We start from the raw sequence: 17897 nt of genomic DNA, 5'->3' as shown, positions 1-17897 counted from the left end.
TCTTTTTTAACCTGATCAAGGGAGGAATAAAATATGTCAGAGAACCAGGATGTAACGATTTTAGTGGTAGATGATGAAGAAAGAATTCGCAGGCTTTTGAAAATGTACTTAGAAAGGGAAAATTATCAAATAGATGAGGCGGAAAATGGTGATGAAGCGCTTGAAAAGGCTCTTTGTGCCGATTATGATTTGATTATTCTGGATATTATGATGCCCGGAATTGACGGAATCGAAGTGTGCAAGCAGCTGAGAGAAAAGAAAGCCACTCCTGTCATTATGCTGACAGCAAAAGGAGAGGAGGTAAACCGTGTTCAAGGGTTTGAGGTCGGTGCGGACGATTATATTGTAAAACCGTTCAGCCCGAGAGAGGTTGTTTTGCGTGTGAAAGCGATTTTAAGAAGGGCGTCACAAACAAGCTATTTAAAAACCGATTCATCGGCGAAAAATGTGATCGTTTTCCCGCACTTAACAATCGATCATGATGCTCATCGCGTGACGGCCGACGGCAAGGAAGTCAACTTAACCCCGAAAGAGTACGAGCTGCTTTATTTTTTGGCAAAAACTCCTGATAAAGTATACGACCGGGAAAAGCTGCTGAAGGAAGTATGGCATTACGAATTTTTTGGAGATTTACGAACAGTTGACACTCATGTGAAAAGACTTAGGGAAAAATTAAACAAAGTTTCGCCTGAAGCCGCCAAAATGATCGTGACTGTTTGGGGTGTCGGCTATAAATTCGAGGTCGTTGAAGAATGAAATTTTGGAGAAGCGTTGTTGGCAAGCTTTGGATGACCATTTTATTTCTTGTGATAGTGGTTCTGTCGATTTTAACCATTTTGCTGCTCGAGTTTATGGAAAATTATCATATAAAAGATGCCGAGCAAAAATTGACCCAGCTTGCCAATAAAGCAGCCATTATTATGGAAAATCATCAAAATACACCATTAGCCGGCTCCATCGCAACTGAACTTTCTGATAAACTAACAAGTGTGTATATCGTTGATGGTGGAAAAACATATTGGCAAAAACAAAATGACGGGGCGGGTGTCGCTCAATATTCATTAAATGAAATCATCAGTGAAAAAGAGCTGTCAAAAGTATTGGAAGATCAAGAAAAAATCAGCCTTGTAAAAAGCTTTCCGCAAACGAATGATCACAATAAATTCAACAATGAAATGATGATCGTCGGAGTGCCTTATCAATCTGGAGCGATATTTGTCGTACAATCTTTGTCGGCCATTAATGAAACAACAAAACAAACAACTAAATATATTTTTATGGCAGCATTTATAGCTATTATATTAACGACCGTTTTTGCCTTTTTTTTATCAACCCGCATTACTTATCCGCTCCGAAAAATGAGAGAAGTCGCGATTGAAGTGGCGAATGGAAAATTTGATACGAAAGTTCCGAAGCTGACAAGCGATGAAATTGGTGAATTAGCTGTTGCCTTTAACCAAATGGGCCGGCAGGTGAAATTCCATATTAACGCTTTGCGGCAAGAAAAAGAACAGCTTTCAAACATTTTAAGCAGCATGGCCGACGGTGTCATTACGTTAAATATCGATGGAACGATTTTAGTCACAAATCCTCCTGCTGAACGTTTTTTGCAGGCATGGTATTATGAAAACGGAATGGATCCGAAAAAGGAACATGAGCTTCCGCCGGCTATTGAAGAACTGTTTAAACGAGTGACGACGACTCACCGCGAGCAGGTTACTGAGATTACTTTGCAAGGCAGAACATGGGGAGTGATCATGAGCTCTCTTTATAATCAAAATCGTGTTCGAGGAGCGGTCGTTGTTTTGCGCGATATAACGGAGGAAAGACGTCTCGACAAATTAAGAATTGATTTTATTGCCAATGTGTCCCATGAGCTGCGGACGCCTATTGCCATGCTGCAAGGATACAGCGAAGCTCTTCGCGATGACATTGCAGGAAGCGAAAAGGAGCGGAAGGAGATTGTTCAGGTTATTTATGACGAATCATTGCGAATGGGCCGATTGGTGAATGATTTATTGGATTTGGCCAGAATGGAGGCAGGACATATTTCCTTAAATATACAAGATGTCAAATTGAAGCCTTTTATTGAAAAAATTATTCGCAAATTTCAAGGCATTGCAAAAGAAAAACAGATTCACCTCGAATATTTGCTGAATGTTCAAACGGATTCCTTTTCGTTTGATCCGGACCGCATTGAGCAAGTACTGACCAATTTAATTGACAATGCCATCCGCCATACGAGTGCACAAGGATTTGTAAAAGTAATTATTTCAGAAAGCAATGGTTTAAAAATAGATGTTCAGGACTCAGGAAGCGGAATCAGTGAAGAAGATCTGCCGTTTGTGTTTGAACGCTTTTATAAAGCTGACAAAGCGAGAACGCGTGGAAGAGCAGGTACGGGTCTGGGGCTTGCCATTGCGAAAAATATTGTTGATGCCCATAAAGGGGTAATACAAGTTCACAGCAAATTAAATGTTGGAACGACATTTACCGTACTATTGCCGCAAACATCGTAAAAATTTGCCGATCTTTATTGTTTCACACGTAACAGAAGGGAGGTTTGGCAATGAATTTATATACGCGTACAGGGGATCAAGGACAGACGAACGTTATTGGTGCGCGCGTCGATAAAGATGATCCAAGGGTGGAAGCTTACGGAACGATTGATGAATTGAACACTTACATAGGCTATGCAAGGACGTTTTTAACAGATAAAGCGTTTCAAGAAATTTACGAAGAGCTTGAAAAAATTCAGCATCATTTGTTTGATTGCGGATCTGACATAGCGGTTGTGTACGAAAAGCAAAAACATCCGTTTAAAACGACGGAGGATATGATCCGTTTTTTAGAGGAACGAATCGATCATTATGTGGAAGAAGCACCTGCATTAGAAAAATTTATTTTGCCCGGTGGAACGGAGGCGGCCAGCGTTTTACATATTGCGAGAACAGTTGCCAGAAGAGCAGAGCGTTTAATCGTTTCTTTAATGAAAGAGGTTAAAATTCATCATCCGGTCCTCATTTACATGAACCGTCTGTCTGATTATTTATTTGCTGCTGCTCGGGTTGTAAATTACCGCCTAAACGTGAAGGATGTCGAATACGAACGAAGCGGGAAGGTGTTCCGGACAAATAATAGCAAAAAAAATTGACACCGAGGGTCTCTTTTATAAGACCCTTTCTTTTTTGTTTGTAACATGTCATGCGTCTCTTTCGACAAATATTTTAAACGGAGGGTATGTGCATGGATGAATCGTTTCAAAGATTATACGAAAAGTATCATCAAGATATTTTTCAGTTTTTATATTATTTGGTGAAGGATCGGGAACAAGCGGAAGATTTGGTGCATGAAGTGTATATAAAAGTTTTAAAATCATACTCGAGCTTTGAAGGACGAAGCAGTGAAAAAACATGGTTATTTTCCATTGCTCGGCATGTAGCGATTGATTTTTTTCGAAAGCAAAAAACTCTCCGTCAGCGAATAATGGAAAAATTTGATTTAGATCAAGCACAAATTGCGGATCAAGAGCCCCTCCCGGAAGAAATAGCTTTACAACGAGAAGAAATACAGATGCTATACAAAGCAATGAATGACTGTAATGTGAATCAAAGAACCGTTTTAATTTTACGGTTTATAAAAGAATTATCTGTTGCAGAAACAGCCGAGGTGTTGGGGTGGACGGAAAGCAAAGTCAAAACAACCCAGCATCGAGCTTTAAAAGTGTTAAAAAATTATATAGATAAAGCTATGAAAGAACAAGGTGCCACGAAAGATCAGGGAGCTATGACAGAACAGGAGGTAGTTTCAAGTGAAAAACTCTCGGTGGAGCGATGAACAAATCAAAAAATGGATAAGCGAGTTTCCAAAAGTAGAAGATTCCCGCAGTTCATTCGAGATTTGGAACAATATTACCGAGAAAAAAAGAAAAAGAACAATATTGAAATTCATTGTTCCATCAGCTTCGATTGTTGCTTTGACAGCAGCCGTCACTTTTGTAGTTTTTCCGCTAAGCAACAGCAAAAATGAACAAACCCAATATTCATACAACAAAAAGGCCGAAAACGCAGGAAACAGTCATTTAACCGAAAGTCAAACGAATGAGGCTTCGCCGAAGTATCGTTCCATAGTTCCAAATTCTTCAACTGAACAAATTATCACAGTAGGGCTTTTAGATGAAAGCAAACAGCATGTCGTTCCTCTAAGCTTTAAAGGAAATCAATTCGAGCCTGCCGTCAAGCAAATAAATGACGTCTTAAACAAGATCGATGTGAAACGTTTCAATCTTTCAGCTTTTGCCTTTCAAGATGCAGACATTTATGAAAGCAAAAGCCGAAGTGACGAGGTGATCATAAATTTTGAAAAATTGAATATAAAAGACCGTTTCCATAATGAACAAAATTTTAAAGAAGTATTAAAAGAAACATTTCGGTGGCAAAATTATAAAAAGGTGCGCTTATTTACAAATGAAAAGCAGCATGTTCCTTCTGAGCATTTTGTTTCCGAATTTCAAATAAAGAAGCTGCTGAAAAAAGCCTATTTCTTGTTTTTTCCTAAAAATAGCAGCAATCCTTTGCTCGTTCCATCAAAAAATGAATATGAAACAATTGAAGATGCAATGAATGCCATGCAAAAAGGTAAGGAAGACGGGCTTGAACCTTCCATTAATAATTCCGTTAAAATTAAGCAATTGAAAAAGGATGATGAGCTGCTTACGGTCACTTTTGACAATGCTTCAAAAATGAAAAACACAGAGCATACTGAAGTTATGCTGGAAGCGATTTTAATGACAGCGAAAGAATTCGGCTTTAAGAAAGTGAAGTTCGAAGGCTTTGATGCGAAAAAAATCGGAAATATTGATATTTCAAAACCGGTGGAAGTGCCTTTTTCGCCTAATTTTATTGACCTGAAAGTTGATGCATAGCAAAAGGAACGGAAATAGGTCTAAACATAAAGACACCATCATAAATATTGAGAATGTACGAAAGGAGGAAAGGAGGATGAACGGATGCTGGATTTAATGCGGAGGCTGGGTATTGCCCTAATCATGGGGCTTTTCATCGGTCTTTTGTTTTTGGGAGGATTAAAAACAGAGGAGCCAGGAGAGATAAGCCCTCCCAGCACCTTTAAATATTATAAATGAATAGTTTTGGCAGAAACGATGTCATCGAACTGGACTAACGCTTCAATAAGCTGATCATCAATCAGTTTATCACAAGTTAAAACCATGATTGCTTCGCCGCCGATGTTTTTACGTCCAACCTGCATTGTTGCGATGTTTACGCCATGGTCGCCCAGTACTTTTCCGACGCGTCCAATAACACCTGGTTTATCGATGTGTTCTACATATAATACTTCCCCTGCCGGGTAAAAATCGATATCGAAACCGTTTAAATCAACAATTCGTTCACCGTAGTTTGGAATATACGTTGCTTTTACGGAAAAAGTCCGATGATCTCCATCTACTTGAACAGCGATGCAATTTGCATATCCAGAACCGTTTGAAGCAATTTTTTCGCTGAAGCTGATGCCGCGTTCTTTGGCGATGAGGCCAGCATTCACTTCGTTAACAGTTGAATCAACCCGTTCTCCTAAAAATCCAGCAAGAAATGCTTTCGTAATAAAAGATGTTTCGAGTTCAGCAACCGTTCCTTCGTAAACGATTCCGATATGTTGAACAGGTTCTTTCATGTATTGAGAAGCAAGCTGACCCAATTTTTTGGCCAATTTATAAAACGGCTGTATTTTGTCAAATATATCTTTTGTTAATGTTGGTAGATTAATAGAATTTGTAACAGGTTTTCCATTTAAAAATTCTAATACTTCTTCAGCAACTTGAGAGGCAACGTTTAATTGGGCCTCTTTCGTTGATGCTCCAAGATGCGGTGTAGCAATGACCTGTTCAAAATCAAGCAGCTTCCGATTTACTGGAGGCTCGACTTCAAATACATCAAGTGCAACGCCTTTCACATGTCCAATTTCTAAATAATGAATTAATGCTTCTTCATCGATGATGCCGCCCCGGGCGCAGTTTAATAAATAAACTCCTTTTTTCGTTTTTCCGATATTTTCTTTTCCTAATAAACCTCTTGTTTCTTTTGTCAATGGTGTATGAACAGTAATGATATCAGCTTGCGCTAAAACTTCATCGAGCTTGCAGCTGTTTACTCCCAATTTTTGCGCCCGGTCTTTTGTTAAAAATGGATCAAACACTAATACGTTCATTCCAAAAGCTTTTGCTCTTTTGGCAATTTCGCTGCCGATTCGTCCTAAACCGATGATTCCTAAGCTTTTGCCGTATAGCTCAGTACCGAGAAAGGCGGAGCGGTTCCATTCACCTGATTTAACGGAAACATTTGCTTGTGGAATATGACGAACAAGCGATGCCATCATGGCAAATGTATGCTCGGCAGTTGAAATCGTATTTCCGTCAGGTGCATTAATTACGACAACTCCGTATTTTGTCGCTGCTTCAACATCGATATTATCGACTCCGACGCCTGCTCTTGCAACAATTTTTAAATTTGTCATTTTTTGAAGCAGTTCTTCTGTTACTTTCGTTGCACTGCGGACGAGCAGAGCATCATATTTTTCCAGGTCGTCAACTTCACTTACTTTTTTCTGAACGACATTGATGTTTTCATCGTTCAATAATGGTGCTAATCCATCGCTTGATATTGAGTCAGAAACAAGAACATGAAACATTTTCTAAGATCCCCCTAGTGAACGAATTAAAAATGAAAACAAAATTTCTGATTATTTTATCTTAACTGATCTATGTTGTCAAGGTTCAAAACTTTACAGTTTGAAAACGTTTACTGTGTGTAAAAAGGGAAAAAGAGAGTTGCTTCTGAAGAAACAGCTCTCTTTTTTGTTTAATTGTTAGATTCATTGTATCGTGCAATACATTCGTCAATTAGTTTTGCCGCTGCTTCAGGTCCTTCCCAGCTGCCGATCTCTGTTCGTTTTCCTTCCAAATCTTTGTAACGTTCAAAGAAATGGGCAATTTCTTTTAATTTGTGCTCCGGCAGATCTTCAATCGATTGAACATGGTCAAAACGAGGATCATCTACAGGAACGCCGATTAATTTTGCATCTTCTTCACCGCTGTCGATCATGTTTAAATAGCCAATGACACGCGATTCTATGACGCATCCAGGGAAAGTCGGATTGGTGACGATTACGAGAATGTCAAGAGGATCGCCGTCAAGTGCTAAAGTATTTTCTAAATAACCGTACTCTGCAGGGTAAAACATAGGCGAATAAAGAACCCGGTCTAGTTTAAAAACGCCTTTTTCCTTGTCATATTCATATTTGTTTTGGCTTCCTGTCGGAATTTCAATAAAAGCTTCGACAACTTTATTGTTTGCCATCGACAAAATCCTCCTTTATTATGTATGCCTTTTTATTATAGAGGATGTAAAAAATATTGGCAATTGTAGAAAAAAGACAATGAAATAAAATAAGTTTCTTTTTTTTTTATTATTGTATATAATGAAGATAAAAAATATGGATTCATCTTCGGGGCAGGGTGAAATTCCCGACCGGCGGTGATAAAAGCTTTTAAGCTTTTTTAGCCCGTGACCCGTAAAGGTGTTTTTCCTTTACGGTGGATCTGGTGAGAATCCAGAGCCGACAGTATAGTCTGGATGGGAGAAGATGAGGGTTCAGGCGTTTCAAAAAATATGATCATTGAAACGTTTATTTTAACCTGCTTACAATTCTCCCTCTGCGTCAATGTAGAGGGTTTTTTTATTGAAGCAGGAGATGGACCCTTCCTTCTTTTCAAGATGGATCACAGAAAGAAAAGGAGAGAAGGACTGTGTTAAAAACAAAGGCATTTAAACTTGTTTTTGTAGGAATGTTGAGCGGGATTTCCTACTTGCTTATGGCTCTTAACTTTCCGCTTCCGGGACTTCCGGCATTTTTAAAAATTGATTTCAGCGAAATTCCTGCTATGCTGGCGACGATTTTATTAGGGCCGATTGCAGGATTGGCTGTAGAAGCGATTAAAAATACGCTTCATTACATCATTCAAGGAAGCGCGACAGGAGTTCCGATTGATCAGTTGGCAAATTTCTTGGCCGGATTGTTTTTCCTTTTGCCGTTTGCATTCGTGTTTCAAAAAGTTCGTTCGATGAAAGGGGTTCTTTTCGGTTTAGCTGCCGGGACCATTTCGATGTCAGTAGCCATGAGCTTATTGAACTATTATTTCATTTTGCCGGCATATACGCTGTTTTTAAATATGCCGCAAATGTCGATTGCAGAAGTGAAGCAAGTCATTATTGCCGGGATTTTGCCTTTTAACCTCATTAAAGGAACAATTATTGCCATTGTCTTTTTAATGATTTACGGCAGAATAAAAGAATGGCTTCAACATAAATTTAACGTGCAAAATGCATAAATTTATATGCAAAAAAGCGGAGATCAGCCGCTATGATGTTTCGCATCATAACGGTGCTCCGAATTATGATACACAAAACCCCCACAGAAATTCGTTTTTCCGTGGGGGTTGTTCTTTTAAAGCTGATGAAACAGCTATTCAAATTTTAAAGGATCGCCGTCAAAGGGTTCATCAGCAATTTTAATGGAATCTGTTGGGCAACCTTCAAAAGCATCCATTAAATCATCTTCTAAAACTTCTGGAACTTCAACCGTCCCTTGGTTATCATCTAGAATAACGTATGCGATTCCTTCGTCGTCATAATCATAAATATCTGGCGCTGCTGCCCCACATGCACCGCATGCAATGCATGTTTCTTTGTCAACGATTGTATATTTTGGCATTGTCTAACCTCCTGTATAAATGAAATGAGTAGAAGTCATAAAAGAGAAAGAAACATTTATCTTCCACTTCAGAATGTTTTATATAATAATCAGAATACCACATAATTATTGTAAGATGGAATATTAAACATTTCAATAAAAAAAGATGAAAAGTCATAGTATTTCGATAAACTTACTTAAATCAATCATTCATTATATATTTTTCGACAATTATTGGATAAATTTTGATAAAATAAGGATTGAACAGAAGGTTTCAATTTTTAAGGTGATCAAATGCCTCTCTCTTATTTGGAAGGAATTATCCTTTATTGTTTTCAACAGCTCAAATGCGAGCGATCGAAAGCAGCTGTTTTTCATTTATTAAAAGGAAAAAAATCTTCTCAAACGATTCAAGATAGCATTATTTTTCATTTATCGAACTTATTTGGGATTTGCCGTGAGCTCGAGCTTGAAGAATATAATCACTTGTTAAACAGATTGGTTCAGCTGTCATATGTCAAACAAGTAAAAGGCGAGTTTTATATGGTCACAATGAACGGCGAACGGGTGCTGCAAGAATTTTTGTCAGAAAAACCGTTTCCTGATAAGCTGGATGGGGCCACCTACAATGATATAGGAAAAATTTTTTGGCAGCGTTTATCTTTATTTGTTCAAACGGTTTCCCATCTAGTTTATAACCATTCGAAATTTTTACCTATAACAAATAATGGTCAGCTGTTGCATTTTGTCAAAACATACATATTACAGATGAAAGAGACAAAGAAAAATATCGGAAATCGAACGTTTTTGGAAATGAACCGTTTGCTTGAATGTTTAGATGAAAAGGGAGCTATCTTAGTTGTCAATCGTTTGTCCGGCTTTAAAAAAAATGGAATCACCTTTGAACAGCTTGCAGCAGCTGCGAATGAAGATCCTTTTTATTTGAAGCTTATGTTTCAAGCTGCCGTCATTCAAATGGTGAACGAATTGCAAAAACGTTCTGATCAATATCCGATATTATTCGGTCTTTTACGAGATTTGATAAAAAAACACCCGCTAACCGCATCGGCGGAAAAAACGTACTGCTTGTTGGCGGAGGGGTTGGACATTGATGAAATTGCAGCAGTCCGAAAGCTTAAAAGAAATACGATTGAGGACCATATTGTTGAGATTGCTTTAAACATGCACGATTTTGCCTTCGAACCTTATGTAAGCAAAGAAGATGTGCTCAAAATCGGGCAAGCGATTGAAAAGCTGCAAACAAACAAGCTGAAAACAGTTAAAGAATATCTTCAAGATCAATACAGCTATTTTCAAATTCGGCTGGCAATGGCTGCAATAAGGAGATGGCAATGACGAAAGATCTTTTTACTTTGCTGAAGGAAAAATTCGGTTATTCAAGCTTTAAAACAGGCCAAAAGGAAATAATTGAAGATGTTATTAGCGGACATGACGTAGTTGCCATGCTGCCGACAGGCGGTGGAAAATCATTGTGCTATCAGCTTTCTGGCTATTGTTTACAAGGTGCTGTATTAATAGTGTCCCCGCTATTGTCGCTCATGCAAGACCAGGAACAGCAGATGAAAATGTTTGGAGAAAAAAGAGTCATTGCATTAAACAGCTTTTTAACCCGATATGAAAAAGAAAAAGCTTTTCGGCAATTGCACCGTTACAAATTTATATTTTTATCGCCTGAAATGTTTAAATCAAAAAGGCTATTGGATGCATTGGCGCAAATCCAAATATCTTTATTTGTCGTCGATGAAGCGCATTGCATTTCACAGTGGGGACATGATTTTCGGCCTGACTATTTAAAGCTCGGAAAGGTAAGGGAGATGATCGGTTCTCCTCCTTGTTTGGCGATGACCGCCACAGCCACTAAAGAAGTGCTGAACGATATCGCGAAATGCTTGCATTTAACCGATGCAACATTTCATATTCATTCTATTGACAGGCAAAACGTTGCCATTAATGTTGAAGCCGTAAGCAGCCAAGAGGAAAAATTGGAGCGATTAGCCGAATGGCTGAAAATGTTAGAAGGGCCGGGTATCATTTATTGCTCCACAAGAAAGTGGGCGGAAGAGCTTGCCAGATGGATTGAACAAAAGGGAATGACAAATGCGGCTTATTATCATGGCGGAATGGAATATGAAGATAGAATGTTGATTCAACAGCAATTTTTAAATGACGAACTTTCGGTTATAACGGCGACAAATGCTTTTGGAATGGGAATAAACAAAAAAGACGTTCGATTTGTCATCCATTTCCATTATCCTGCTGACATGGAATCATACGTACAAGAAATAGGCCGGGCCGGAAGAGATGGAAACCAAAGCATTGCAATTGCACTTGTAGCAAAGGGTGACGAGGAGTTTCCCCGGTCGATAATACGTTCTGAATTTCCTGAAAAAAAAGAGATTGAGTTGATTGTTAAAACGATTCGGTTAAAGGGATGCTTTGATTTAACAGATGAAGAGTGGAGCAGCTTCGGCTTGTCTGATGTACAGAGGAGATTTTTACAATATAATTTCCAAATGTTGGATGAAAACATGTATCATTGGACGACTGATCAGATCGTAAATTATGTATGGAGCAAGATTGAAGATCGAATGAAAATGAAATTTAAAAAATTAGCCGACATGGAAGCATTTTTACGAGCAAAAGCATGCAGGCGGAACATGATTTTAAGCTATTTTCAGGAAAAACCTTCAACAAAGGTTTCGATTTGCTGCGACAATTGCGGAATAAACGATCGTTTTTTTATCCGAAAAAAAATTCATTCATCCCAGCCAATGATAAAGTGGGATTGGAAGCAAGAATTAAAAAGGCTGTTTCGTCAAAGTGGGTGAAGGCGTGATTAAAAGACAAGAAGAATTGATAAAGAACATGACCGATCGAGAGCTTTTATTTCATCTCATGGTCACTCAGTCGCTATTTCTTCTTATATCGATTATTTTAGGGTTCATTTTTTTTGACCGTGCGGAGGATTTTTTTCAATTATGGGAATTGAGTTGGGAAACGATAGCTGTTGGCTTGCTTGCAACAGTTATCGTTCTGCTCATTGATTTGGTAATTATGAAATGGGCGCCAAAAAGCTGGTACGATGATGGAGGAATCAATGAAAAACTGTTTCAAAACAGAAGCTTGCCGGAAATTTTTTGGATGACCCTTATCGTTGCTTTTGCGGAAGAAATATTGTTTCGCGGGGTTCTGCAAACCCATTTCGGACTGTTTATCGCCAGTTTGATCTTTGCCTTCATGCATTTTCGTTATCTTTCAAAATGGCTGTTATTTGCAACGGTTTTGTTCGTCAGTTTTTTTCTCGGAGTGATATTTGAACTGACTGAGAATATTTTAACAACAATTTTCGCTCATTTTCTTATCGACTTTGTATCGGCAGTGCAAATTCGCTTTCAATATTTGAAAAATAGTAAAGGCGATGGGAGGGACGATGAAGAAGATGACAAGTCCGTATGAACATGACCAAGCTGAGCGTTTAAGGGAAAAAATGATTGATGAAATAAAAGAGAGAACGGGGACATATCCGTCTCGGAGTGAAGTGCATAAAAAAAGGCGGAAGAAAAAAAAGAAAATGAACTATCCGCTTTTGCGTATTCTCGTCTTTCTTTTTATATTAGTGCCAGTCGTTGTTTTATTTTTAACTTCTTATTTGGAACGAAATCAATCAAACCGTAGCGGGGAAAATCTTTCAGATTTTGACTCTGTAATTATTAAAAATAATAGCGGGAAGTCTGTTCAAGAAGAGAGAGTGGAAGAAAATAATTCCTCTAACTCAGACAAAGAAGGAAATCAGAATGAACAGGAAGCTTCTCCAACGACTGAAGAACAATCCTCTTCCAACAGCACAAGAGACGAAACCCGAAAAGAAATTTCTGGAAATGAAAGCGATGGAAACATGGAAGAAAACAGACGCATCATTACTCATGTTGTCCAGCCGAACGAAACGCTATATAAAATCTCGATGAAGTATTATAAAAGCCGAAATGGCGAAGAGCTTATTCGAGAATGGAATCATCTTCAAGATTCCAACATTTATGTCGGACAAGTTTTAAAAATCCCTTTAGATAATCCCCAATAAATAAAAATTTTTCATATTTGAAAAAGATCATGCATAACTTGTACAAAAAACTTTGGGGGATTTTAAACGAATGGAAAGGCAAATTAAAGATCTGCCCTATACAGATCAACCTACCAAGCATATGCTGCAAGGGCTCATTGAGCGTAAAAGAGAATTCGAAACATATAAACAGAAATGTTTGGTTTGGCAAATAATTACATTTGTGGAAGTGATTATTTTTATAGTGTTTATTTATTTCAACGTATATCAACGATTGGAAACAGATCTTTTGTTTGTTTTATTCTATTTTTTTCAATCATCACACTTATTCGCCGTTTTGCTGATTGCATTCAGCTATTCAACAGCCGTTTATTTTAAAAAGAAAGAAGAAAAAGCGGAAAAAGAATATCATGAGCTTAGATGGGAAATTATTGATAAAAGCACTGATTTTTGGAAAAGCGAAGAAGAGTGGATGAATCGCGACAAGGTTTTTTCTGTTATGAAAAAAGAATTCGATATTAATCTCTATTATAAAACGAAATAAAAATGTGATTTGTGAGTAAAAATGCTTGTCTTCACCCCCTCGTAATTGTAAACTGTTTACTAACTAAAGAACCATCTTTTAGAATCAACATACAATATCGTATGATGTATTGACGGCAGGAGGGAAGAAGATGCGGCTCGAGCGTCTTAATCATAATAAAATTAAAATTTTCCTGACTCTAGATGATTTGTCGGATCGCGGCTTAACAAAAGAAGATCTATGGAACAACTCTTTAAAAGTTCATCAGCTTTTCCGGGAAATGATCAATGAGGCAAGTGAAGAACTCGATTTTCATGCAAACGGTTCGATTGCGGTCGAGGTTTATTCACTAAAAGCACAGGGAATGGTGATTATTGTTTCCAAAAATAATGATGAAGAACTTGAAGATGAATTTTTAGATGATTATATTGAAATGCAAGTAAAAGTGGATGAACATCAAGATATATTGTATGAGTTTTTGAATTTCGAAGATGTCCTCGATCTTGCAAAAGTTCTTCAACGTTTCGAAATAACAGAAGGCGCGCTATATTCATATCAGGGACGATACTACCTGCTGTTTGATGACATCTCTAAGATTGAAACGGAGCATCTTGTTGCAATTTTAGCGGAATATGGAACGCCGACACATATGACAACTCATAGACTGCATGAATATGGAAAATTATTGATAAAGGATCACGCTGTTCGTCTTTTGAATGACTATTTTTCCTGAGGCTGACAAAACATCGCCTTTCAGCGATGTTTTATCAGCTTTTTTTGCGTAGATTTAGTATTTTATTTGATAAAAAACAAAGCGGTTTGCCGCTTTCTTTTTTTAACAAGAAATTCAGTATCCCTTTATTTTCTATGAATTAATGATTGAATTAATTTATAGAAGGTGTATACTAAGTCATGAAAGGTGGACTTTTCCTTTTCATTATTAAAGAACATATAGGAGGTTTACTTATTATGGTAGCCGAAGGCAATGACAAGCATGATGTGCTAAAAGCTACGCAAAAGGTAATACATAAAGCGTTAGGAAAACTAGGTTATCCAGAAGAGGTGTATGAATTATTAAAAGAGCCGATTCGCATGCTGACAGTGAAAATACCTGTTCGCATGGATGACGGTTCTGTTAAAATATTTACTGGCTACCGGGCGCAGCATAATGATTCTGTAGGACCTACAAAAGGAGGCGTTCGCTTCCATCCAAATGTAACTGAAAACGAGGTAAAAGCGCTTTCAATTTGGATGAGTCTAAAATGCGGAATTATTGATTTGCCTTACGGTGGTGGAAAAGGTGGAATTGTTTGTGATCCAAGAGATATGTCGTTCAGGGAATTAGAAAGATTAAGCAGAGGATACGTTCGGGCAATTAGTCAAATTGTTGGCCCTACAAAAGATATACCTGCACCTGATGTATTTACGAACTCGCAAATCATGGCTTGGATGATGGATGAATACAGCCGGATTGATGAATTTAATTCGCCAGGATTTATTACCGGCAAGCCTCTCGTTCTCGGCGGTTCACATGGCCGTGAATCGGCAACGGCAAAAGGCGTGACCATTTGCATTCGCGAAGCAGCGAAAAAGCGTGGAATTTCTTTACAAGGGGCTAGGGTCGTTGTCCAAGGATTTGGAAATGCAGGCGGTTATTTAGCAAAATTTATGCATGATGCCGGAGCAAAAGTTGTAGGTATTTCCGATGCATACGGCGGTCTGTACGATCCAGACGGACTTGACATCGATTATTTATTAGATCGGCGCGACAGCTTCGGAACTGTTACGAAATTGTTTAATGATACGATCACTAATAAAGAATTGTTAGAACTTGATTGCGAAATTTTAGTTCCTGCGGCGATTGAAAACCAAATTACAGAAGAAAATGCCCATAATATTCGGGCTCAAATTGTCGTAGAAGCAGCCAACGGTCCGACAACTGTTGAAGCCACTCAAATCTTAACGGACCGGGGAATTTTACTCGTGCCTGACGTATTGGCAAGCGCGGGAGGAGTAACGGTTTCTTATTTCGAATGGGTTCAAAATAATCAGGGCTACTATTGGTCTGAAGAAGAAGTGGAAGAAAAATTGGAAAAAATGATGGTGAAAGCATTTAACACTGTATATGAAACGGCGCAAAACAGAAGAGTAGATATGCGGCTTGCTGCATATATGGTAGGCGTAAGAAAAATGGCAGAAGCATGCAGATATCGCGGATGGGTATAATATTTGCATCGTTTTGCAGTTTCCCCTATGATAATGTAGGGGAAATTTTTCTTTTGTCACCAGCCGCTTAATGCTATAGGAGTGATCATGATGCAAGAAGAAAAAGTGATCATTGTCGGCGGAGGTCCATGTGGACTATCGGCTGCGATCGAATTGAAGGAAAAAGGAATAAATCCTTTAGTTATTGAAAAAGGAAATATTGTTGATTCCATTTATCGCTTTCCAACACATCAAACCTTTTTCAGCACAGCAGACAGGCTTGAAATTGGCGGAGTCCCATTTATCACAGAAAACCGAAAGCCTGTCCGCAATCAAGCGCTTGCTTACTACCGGGAAGTTGTGAAGCGAAAAAATTTGCGCATTCATACATATGAAAAAGTAGAGAAGGTAGAAAAGCAGCAGGACGGAACGTTCATGGTAACGACGGAAAAAGGAAAATATCGTGCGTCATTTGTTGTGATTGCTACAGGTTATTATGATAATCCAAATTACATGAATGTTCCAGGCGAAAATCTGCCCCACGTTTTCCATTATTTTAAAGAAGCTCATCCATATTTTGATAAAGATGTCGTTGTGATCGGCGGGAAAAACTCAAGTGTTGATGCCGCGCTTGAGCTTTATAAAGCCGGGGCTAGAGTAACTGTATTGTACCGAGGAAGCGGGTATTCTTCAAGCATTAAGCCTTGGATATTGCCGGAATTTGATTCTCTTATCAAAAAAGGCTATATAAAAATGGAATTTCGGGCAGATGTAAAAGAAATTAAAAATGACTCTATTAGTTATATTGTGAACGGAACAGAAGAAAAAACTATTCCTTGTGATTTTGTCTTTGCCATGACTGGCTACCATCCAGATCATAACTTTTTGAAAAAAATGGGTGTACTTATTGATGAGCAGACAGGCAGACCTTACTACAATCCCGATACAATGGAAACGAATGTAAACGGGATTTTTATAGCCGGTGTCATCGCAGCTGGAAATGATGCGAATGAGATTTTTATCGAAAACGGCAGATTTCACGGGGAATTGATCGCAGAAGAAATTATCAAAAGAGTATAAAAATAGGGGATGTCCCGAAAATAATCAAGTAGAGAAAAACAATCCGTTTTTCTCTACTTGATTTTGTTGCTTTCATAAGTTGTGGGGCCGTCCAGAAATCAAATCGCCATTGAAAACAAAAAATCATAAACACCGATATATCAACGTTTCTAACACATTAATGGGGGCGTCAATAAGCTGTAAAAACGGCTTATTAGACACCCCCTTTACTTGTAACATTTTTTAGTAAAATTTGTGTTGATCATCACAACAGTTTATTATTTCGAAAACATTTCTTCTATTTCAGTTAAATCGCTCGTTTTTTCTAAAGCCACTAAAAGCTTTATTCTAGCTTTTTGCCCGTTTAATCCGTTCGAAAATATAACGCCAAGCTGTTTTAAATGTTTTCCTCCGCCCTGATAATCATAGACATCCTGCACAATGCCGTTAAAACATCGTGAGACAATGACGATCGGCACTTTCTTCTCAATAAGCCGTTTCATGCCGGGGACTAAAGCCGGCGGCAAATTTCCTTGCCCTAAAGCTTCAATGACGATTCCATCCGGATTCAGTCCTTCAACTGCTTCCATTATTTTTTCATCCATGCCTGCATACGCCTTTAAAAGGAGCACATGTTTAGAGATTTTCGTTATACTATATGTTTCTTTTCTTAACGGATAGTGATGAAATGCCAGAATTTTTTTGTTCACAATACCGATCGGTCCGTATTGCGGACTTTGGAATGTAGCGATATTGCTTGTATGCGTTTTTGTGACGTTTTTTGCTGTATGAATCTCGTCATTCATGACAACTAACACACCAAGGTTTTTCGCTTCGTCGGAAGCAGCAACTTTTATGGACATCAATAAATTATATAATCCGTCTGATCCGAGTTCATTATTTGACCTCATCGCACCTGTTACAACAACCGGGATGGGAAGGTCAAGAGTCAAATCTAAAAAATAAGCTGTTTCTTCTAAAGTATCCGTTCCATGAGTGACGACGACACCGTCGATGCTTCCATTTTTGACATGATGTTCGATTTCTTTTTTAATTTCCAGCATTTCCTTTGGAGTTATATGCGGGGAAGGCAAGTTAAAAAGCTCTTTTACGATTGTTTGTACATTGTTTACATTCAATGAAAAATTTGTTAGTGGATTGGACCCTTCTGGTCTCACTGCACCGCTTTGTTCATCTTCCAGCATTGAAATTGTACCGCCTGTATGTAAAATCAATACTTTCTTCATCTTTTTATCCCTTTCATTA

The 17897-nt window shown here is 38.2% G+C and carries 19 protein-coding genes and 1 riboswitch; of the genes, 15 read left to right on the top strand and 4 right to left on the bottom strand.

Features of this window, described 5'->3' with window-relative positions; all coding sequences use genetic code 11:
• Positions 1-33 precede the first annotated feature (33 nt).
• The 6 genes from NSQ84_RS11550 to NSQ84_RS11525 all read left to right on the top strand — a co-directional run bounded on the left by NSQ84_RS11550 (position 34) and on the right by NSQ84_RS11525 (position 5143).
• Complete coding sequence (locus tag NSQ84_RS11550) at positions 34-756, top strand: response regulator transcription factor (protein ID WP_066247683.1); 723 nt, start codon at positions 34-36, stop codon at positions 754-756.
• Positions 753-2519 (top strand): ATP-binding protein, encoded by a 1767-nt coding sequence (locus NSQ84_RS11545; RefSeq protein ID WP_094246154.1) that lies wholly within the window; start codon positions 753-755, stop codon positions 2517-2519. The genes NSQ84_RS11550 and NSQ84_RS11545 overlap by 4 nt, the downstream gene beginning before the upstream one ends.
• Positions 2520-2569: 50 nt before the next feature.
• Positions 2570-3154, top strand: coding sequence for a cob(I)yrinic acid a,c-diamide adenosyltransferase (locus NSQ84_RS11540; protein ID WP_327873319.1), 585 nt, complete (start codon positions 2570-2572; stop codon positions 3152-3154).
• A 92-nt stretch (positions 3155-3246) separates the two neighbouring features.
• Entirely contained in the window at positions 3247-3837 is a 591-nt protein-coding gene (gene sigX / locus NSQ84_RS11535; protein ID WP_130157469.1) for an RNA polymerase sigma factor SigX, read from the top strand.
• Positions 3812-4924, top strand: a complete 1113-nt coding sequence (locus NSQ84_RS11530) for a GerMN domain-containing protein (RefSeq protein ID WP_339211919.1) — start codon at positions 3812-3814, stop codon at positions 4922-4924. The genes sigX and NSQ84_RS11530 overlap by 26 nt, the downstream gene beginning before the upstream one ends.
• 84 nt (positions 4925-5008) lie before the next feature.
• Positions 5009-5143, top strand: a complete 135-nt coding sequence (locus NSQ84_RS11525) for a hypothetical protein (protein ID WP_261308724.1) — start codon at positions 5009-5011, stop codon at positions 5141-5143.
• On the opposite strand, the gene serA is transcribed toward NSQ84_RS11525, so the two are convergent.
• A complete protein-coding gene (gene serA, locus NSQ84_RS11520; protein ID WP_339211917.1) occupies positions 5134-6705 on the bottom strand; it encodes a phosphoglycerate dehydrogenase in 1572 nt (523 codons plus the stop codon). The genes NSQ84_RS11525 and serA overlap by 10 nt on opposite strands.
• A gap of 170 nt (positions 6706-6875) precedes the next feature.
• Positions 6876-7373: an inorganic diphosphatase gene (locus tag NSQ84_RS11515; RefSeq protein ID WP_063388619.1), complete on the bottom strand. Its 498-nt coding sequence runs from the start codon at positions 7371-7373 to the stop codon at positions 6876-6878.
• 140 nt (positions 7374-7513) lie between these two features.
• A riboswitch (FMN riboswitch) is annotated at positions 7514-7665 on the top strand.
• 196 nt (positions 7666-7861) lie between these two features.
• Between NSQ84_RS11515 and NSQ84_RS11510 the strand changes: the two genes are divergently transcribed.
• Entirely contained in the window at positions 7862-8404 is a 543-nt protein-coding gene (locus NSQ84_RS11510) for an ECF transporter S component (protein ID WP_063388659.1), read from the top strand.
• A gap of 134 nt (positions 8405-8538) precedes the next feature.
• Here NSQ84_RS11510 and NSQ84_RS11505 read toward each other — a convergent pair whose 3' ends face one another.
• Positions 8539-8787, bottom strand: a complete 249-nt coding sequence (locus NSQ84_RS11505) for a ferredoxin (protein ID WP_063388618.1) — start codon at positions 8785-8787, stop codon at positions 8539-8541.
• Positions 8788-9060: 273 nt separating this feature from the next.
• Here NSQ84_RS11505 and NSQ84_RS11500 point away from each other — a divergent pair, with 273 nt between their 5' ends.
• From NSQ84_RS11500 to NSQ84_RS11465, 8 genes are all read left to right on the top strand, one after another.
• The gene (locus tag NSQ84_RS11500; protein ID WP_144598197.1) at positions 9061-10122 is read left to right on the top strand and encodes a helix-turn-helix domain-containing protein; all 1062 of its coding nucleotides are present in this window, start codon (positions 9061-9063) and stop codon (positions 10120-10122) included.
• Positions 10119-11615 carry an ATP-dependent DNA helicase RecQ gene (locus NSQ84_RS11495; RefSeq protein ID WP_144598198.1) on the top strand — a complete coding sequence of 499 codons (1497 nt, stop codon included), beginning with the start codon at positions 10119-10121 and terminating at the stop codon, positions 11613-11615. Before NSQ84_RS11500 ends, NSQ84_RS11495 begins: the two co-directional genes overlap by 4 nt.
• Before the next feature lie 4 nt (positions 11616-11619).
• Positions 11620-12243: a CPBP family intramembrane glutamic endopeptidase gene (locus tag NSQ84_RS11490; RefSeq protein ID WP_063388615.1), complete on the top strand. Its 624-nt coding sequence runs from the start codon at positions 11620-11622 to the stop codon at positions 12241-12243.
• Positions 12218-12865: a LysM peptidoglycan-binding domain-containing protein gene (locus NSQ84_RS11485; RefSeq protein ID WP_158640203.1), complete on the top strand. Its 648-nt coding sequence runs from the start codon at positions 12218-12220 to the stop codon at positions 12863-12865. Before NSQ84_RS11490 ends, NSQ84_RS11485 begins: the two co-directional genes overlap by 26 nt.
• A 70-nt stretch (positions 12866-12935) precedes the next feature.
• Positions 12936-13388 (top strand): DUF2663 family protein, encoded by a 453-nt coding sequence (locus NSQ84_RS11480; protein ID WP_063388613.1) that lies wholly within the window; start codon positions 12936-12938, stop codon positions 13386-13388.
• A gap of 130 nt (positions 13389-13518) precedes the next feature.
• Positions 13519-14100 (top strand): genetic competence negative regulator, encoded by a 582-nt coding sequence (locus tag NSQ84_RS11475; RefSeq protein WP_063388612.1) that lies wholly within the window; start codon positions 13519-13521, stop codon positions 14098-14100.
• A 236-nt stretch (positions 14101-14336) separates the two neighbouring features.
• A complete protein-coding gene (locus NSQ84_RS11470) occupies positions 14337-15593 on the top strand; it encodes a Glu/Leu/Phe/Val dehydrogenase (RefSeq protein WP_063388611.1) in 1257 nt (418 codons plus the stop codon).
• A 90-nt stretch (positions 15594-15683) separates the two neighbouring features.
• Positions 15684-16652 (top strand): YpdA family putative bacillithiol disulfide reductase, encoded by a 969-nt coding sequence (locus NSQ84_RS11465; RefSeq protein ID WP_066247690.1) that lies wholly within the window; start codon positions 15684-15686, stop codon positions 16650-16652.
• A 257-nt stretch (positions 16653-16909) separates the two neighbouring features.
• On the opposite strand, the gene NSQ84_RS11460 is transcribed toward NSQ84_RS11465, so the two are convergent.
• On the bottom strand, positions 16910-17878 hold the full coding sequence (locus NSQ84_RS11460; protein WP_327874165.1) for an asparaginase: 969 nt from the start codon (positions 17876-17878) through the stop codon (positions 16910-16912).
• Between the last annotated feature and the right edge of the window lie 19 nt (positions 17879-17897).

It is taken from the genome of Aeribacillus sp. FSL K6-3256 (assembly GCF_037965805.1).
GTDB classification, from domain to species: Bacteria; Bacillota; Bacilli; order Bacillales; family Aeribacillaceae; genus Aeribacillus; species Aeribacillus composti.
The sequence above is the reverse complement of the archived record's forward strand: the minus strand, read 5'-3'. Positions and strand labels throughout refer to the sequence as shown.

Bases quoted from the DNA above. Each gene is read 5' to 3' on its own strand.
- NSQ84_RS11510 (WP_063388659.1), top strand. From the start codon at position 7,862: ATGTTGAGCGGGATTTCCTACTTGCTTATGGCTCTTAACTTTCCGCTT.
- NSQ84_RS11505 (WP_063388618.1), bottom strand. From the start codon at position 8,787: ATGCCAAAATATACAATCGTTGACAAAGAAACATGCATTGCATGCGGT.
- NSQ84_RS11470 (WP_063388611.1), top strand. From the start codon at position 14,337: ATGGTAGCCGAAGGCAATGACAAGCATGATGTGCTAAAAGCTACGCAA.
- NSQ84_RS11515 (WP_063388619.1), bottom strand. From the start codon at position 7,373: ATGGCAAACAATAAAGTTGTCGAAGCTTTTATTGAAATTCCGACAGGA.
- NSQ84_RS11500 (WP_144598197.1), top strand. From the start codon at position 9,061: ATGCCTCTCTCTTATTTGGAAGGAATTATCCTTTATTGTTTTCAACAG.
- NSQ84_RS11460 (WP_327874165.1), bottom strand. From the start codon at position 17,878: ATGAAGAAAGTATTGATTTTACATACAGGCGGTACAATTTCAATGCTG.
- NSQ84_RS11545 (WP_094246154.1), top strand. From the start codon at position 753: ATGAAATTTTGGAGAAGCGTTGTTGGCAAGCTTTGGATGACCATTTTA.
- NSQ84_RS11475 (WP_063388612.1), top strand. From the start codon at position 13,519: ATGCGGCTCGAGCGTCTTAATCATAATAAAATTAAAATTTTCCTGACT.
- NSQ84_RS11525 (WP_261308724.1), top strand. From the start codon at position 5,009: ATGCTGGATTTAATGCGGAGGCTGGGTATTGCCCTAATCATGGGGCTT.
- NSQ84_RS11485 (WP_158640203.1), top strand. From the start codon at position 12,218: ATGAAGAAGATGACAAGTCCGTATGAACATGACCAAGCTGAGCGTTTA.
- NSQ84_RS11550 (WP_066247683.1), top strand. From the start codon at position 34: ATGTCAGAGAACCAGGATGTAACGATTTTAGTGGTAGATGATGAAGAA.
- NSQ84_RS11480 (WP_063388613.1), top strand. From the start codon at position 12,936: ATGGAAAGGCAAATTAAAGATCTGCCCTATACAGATCAACCTACCAAG.
- NSQ84_RS11495 (WP_144598198.1), top strand. From the start codon at position 10,119: ATGACGAAAGATCTTTTTACTTTGCTGAAGGAAAAATTCGGTTATTCA.
- NSQ84_RS11465 (WP_066247690.1), top strand. From the start codon at position 15,684: ATGCAAGAAGAAAAAGTGATCATTGTCGGCGGAGGTCCATGTGGACTA.
- serA (WP_339211917.1), bottom strand. From the start codon at position 6,705: ATGTTTCATGTTCTTGTTTCTGACTCAATATCAAGCGATGGATTAGCA.
- NSQ84_RS11540 (WP_327873319.1), top strand. From the start codon at position 2,570: ATGAATTTATATACGCGTACAGGGGATCAAGGACAGACGAACGTTATT.
- sigX (WP_130157469.1), top strand. From the start codon at position 3,247: ATGGATGAATCGTTTCAAAGATTATACGAAAAGTATCATCAAGATATT.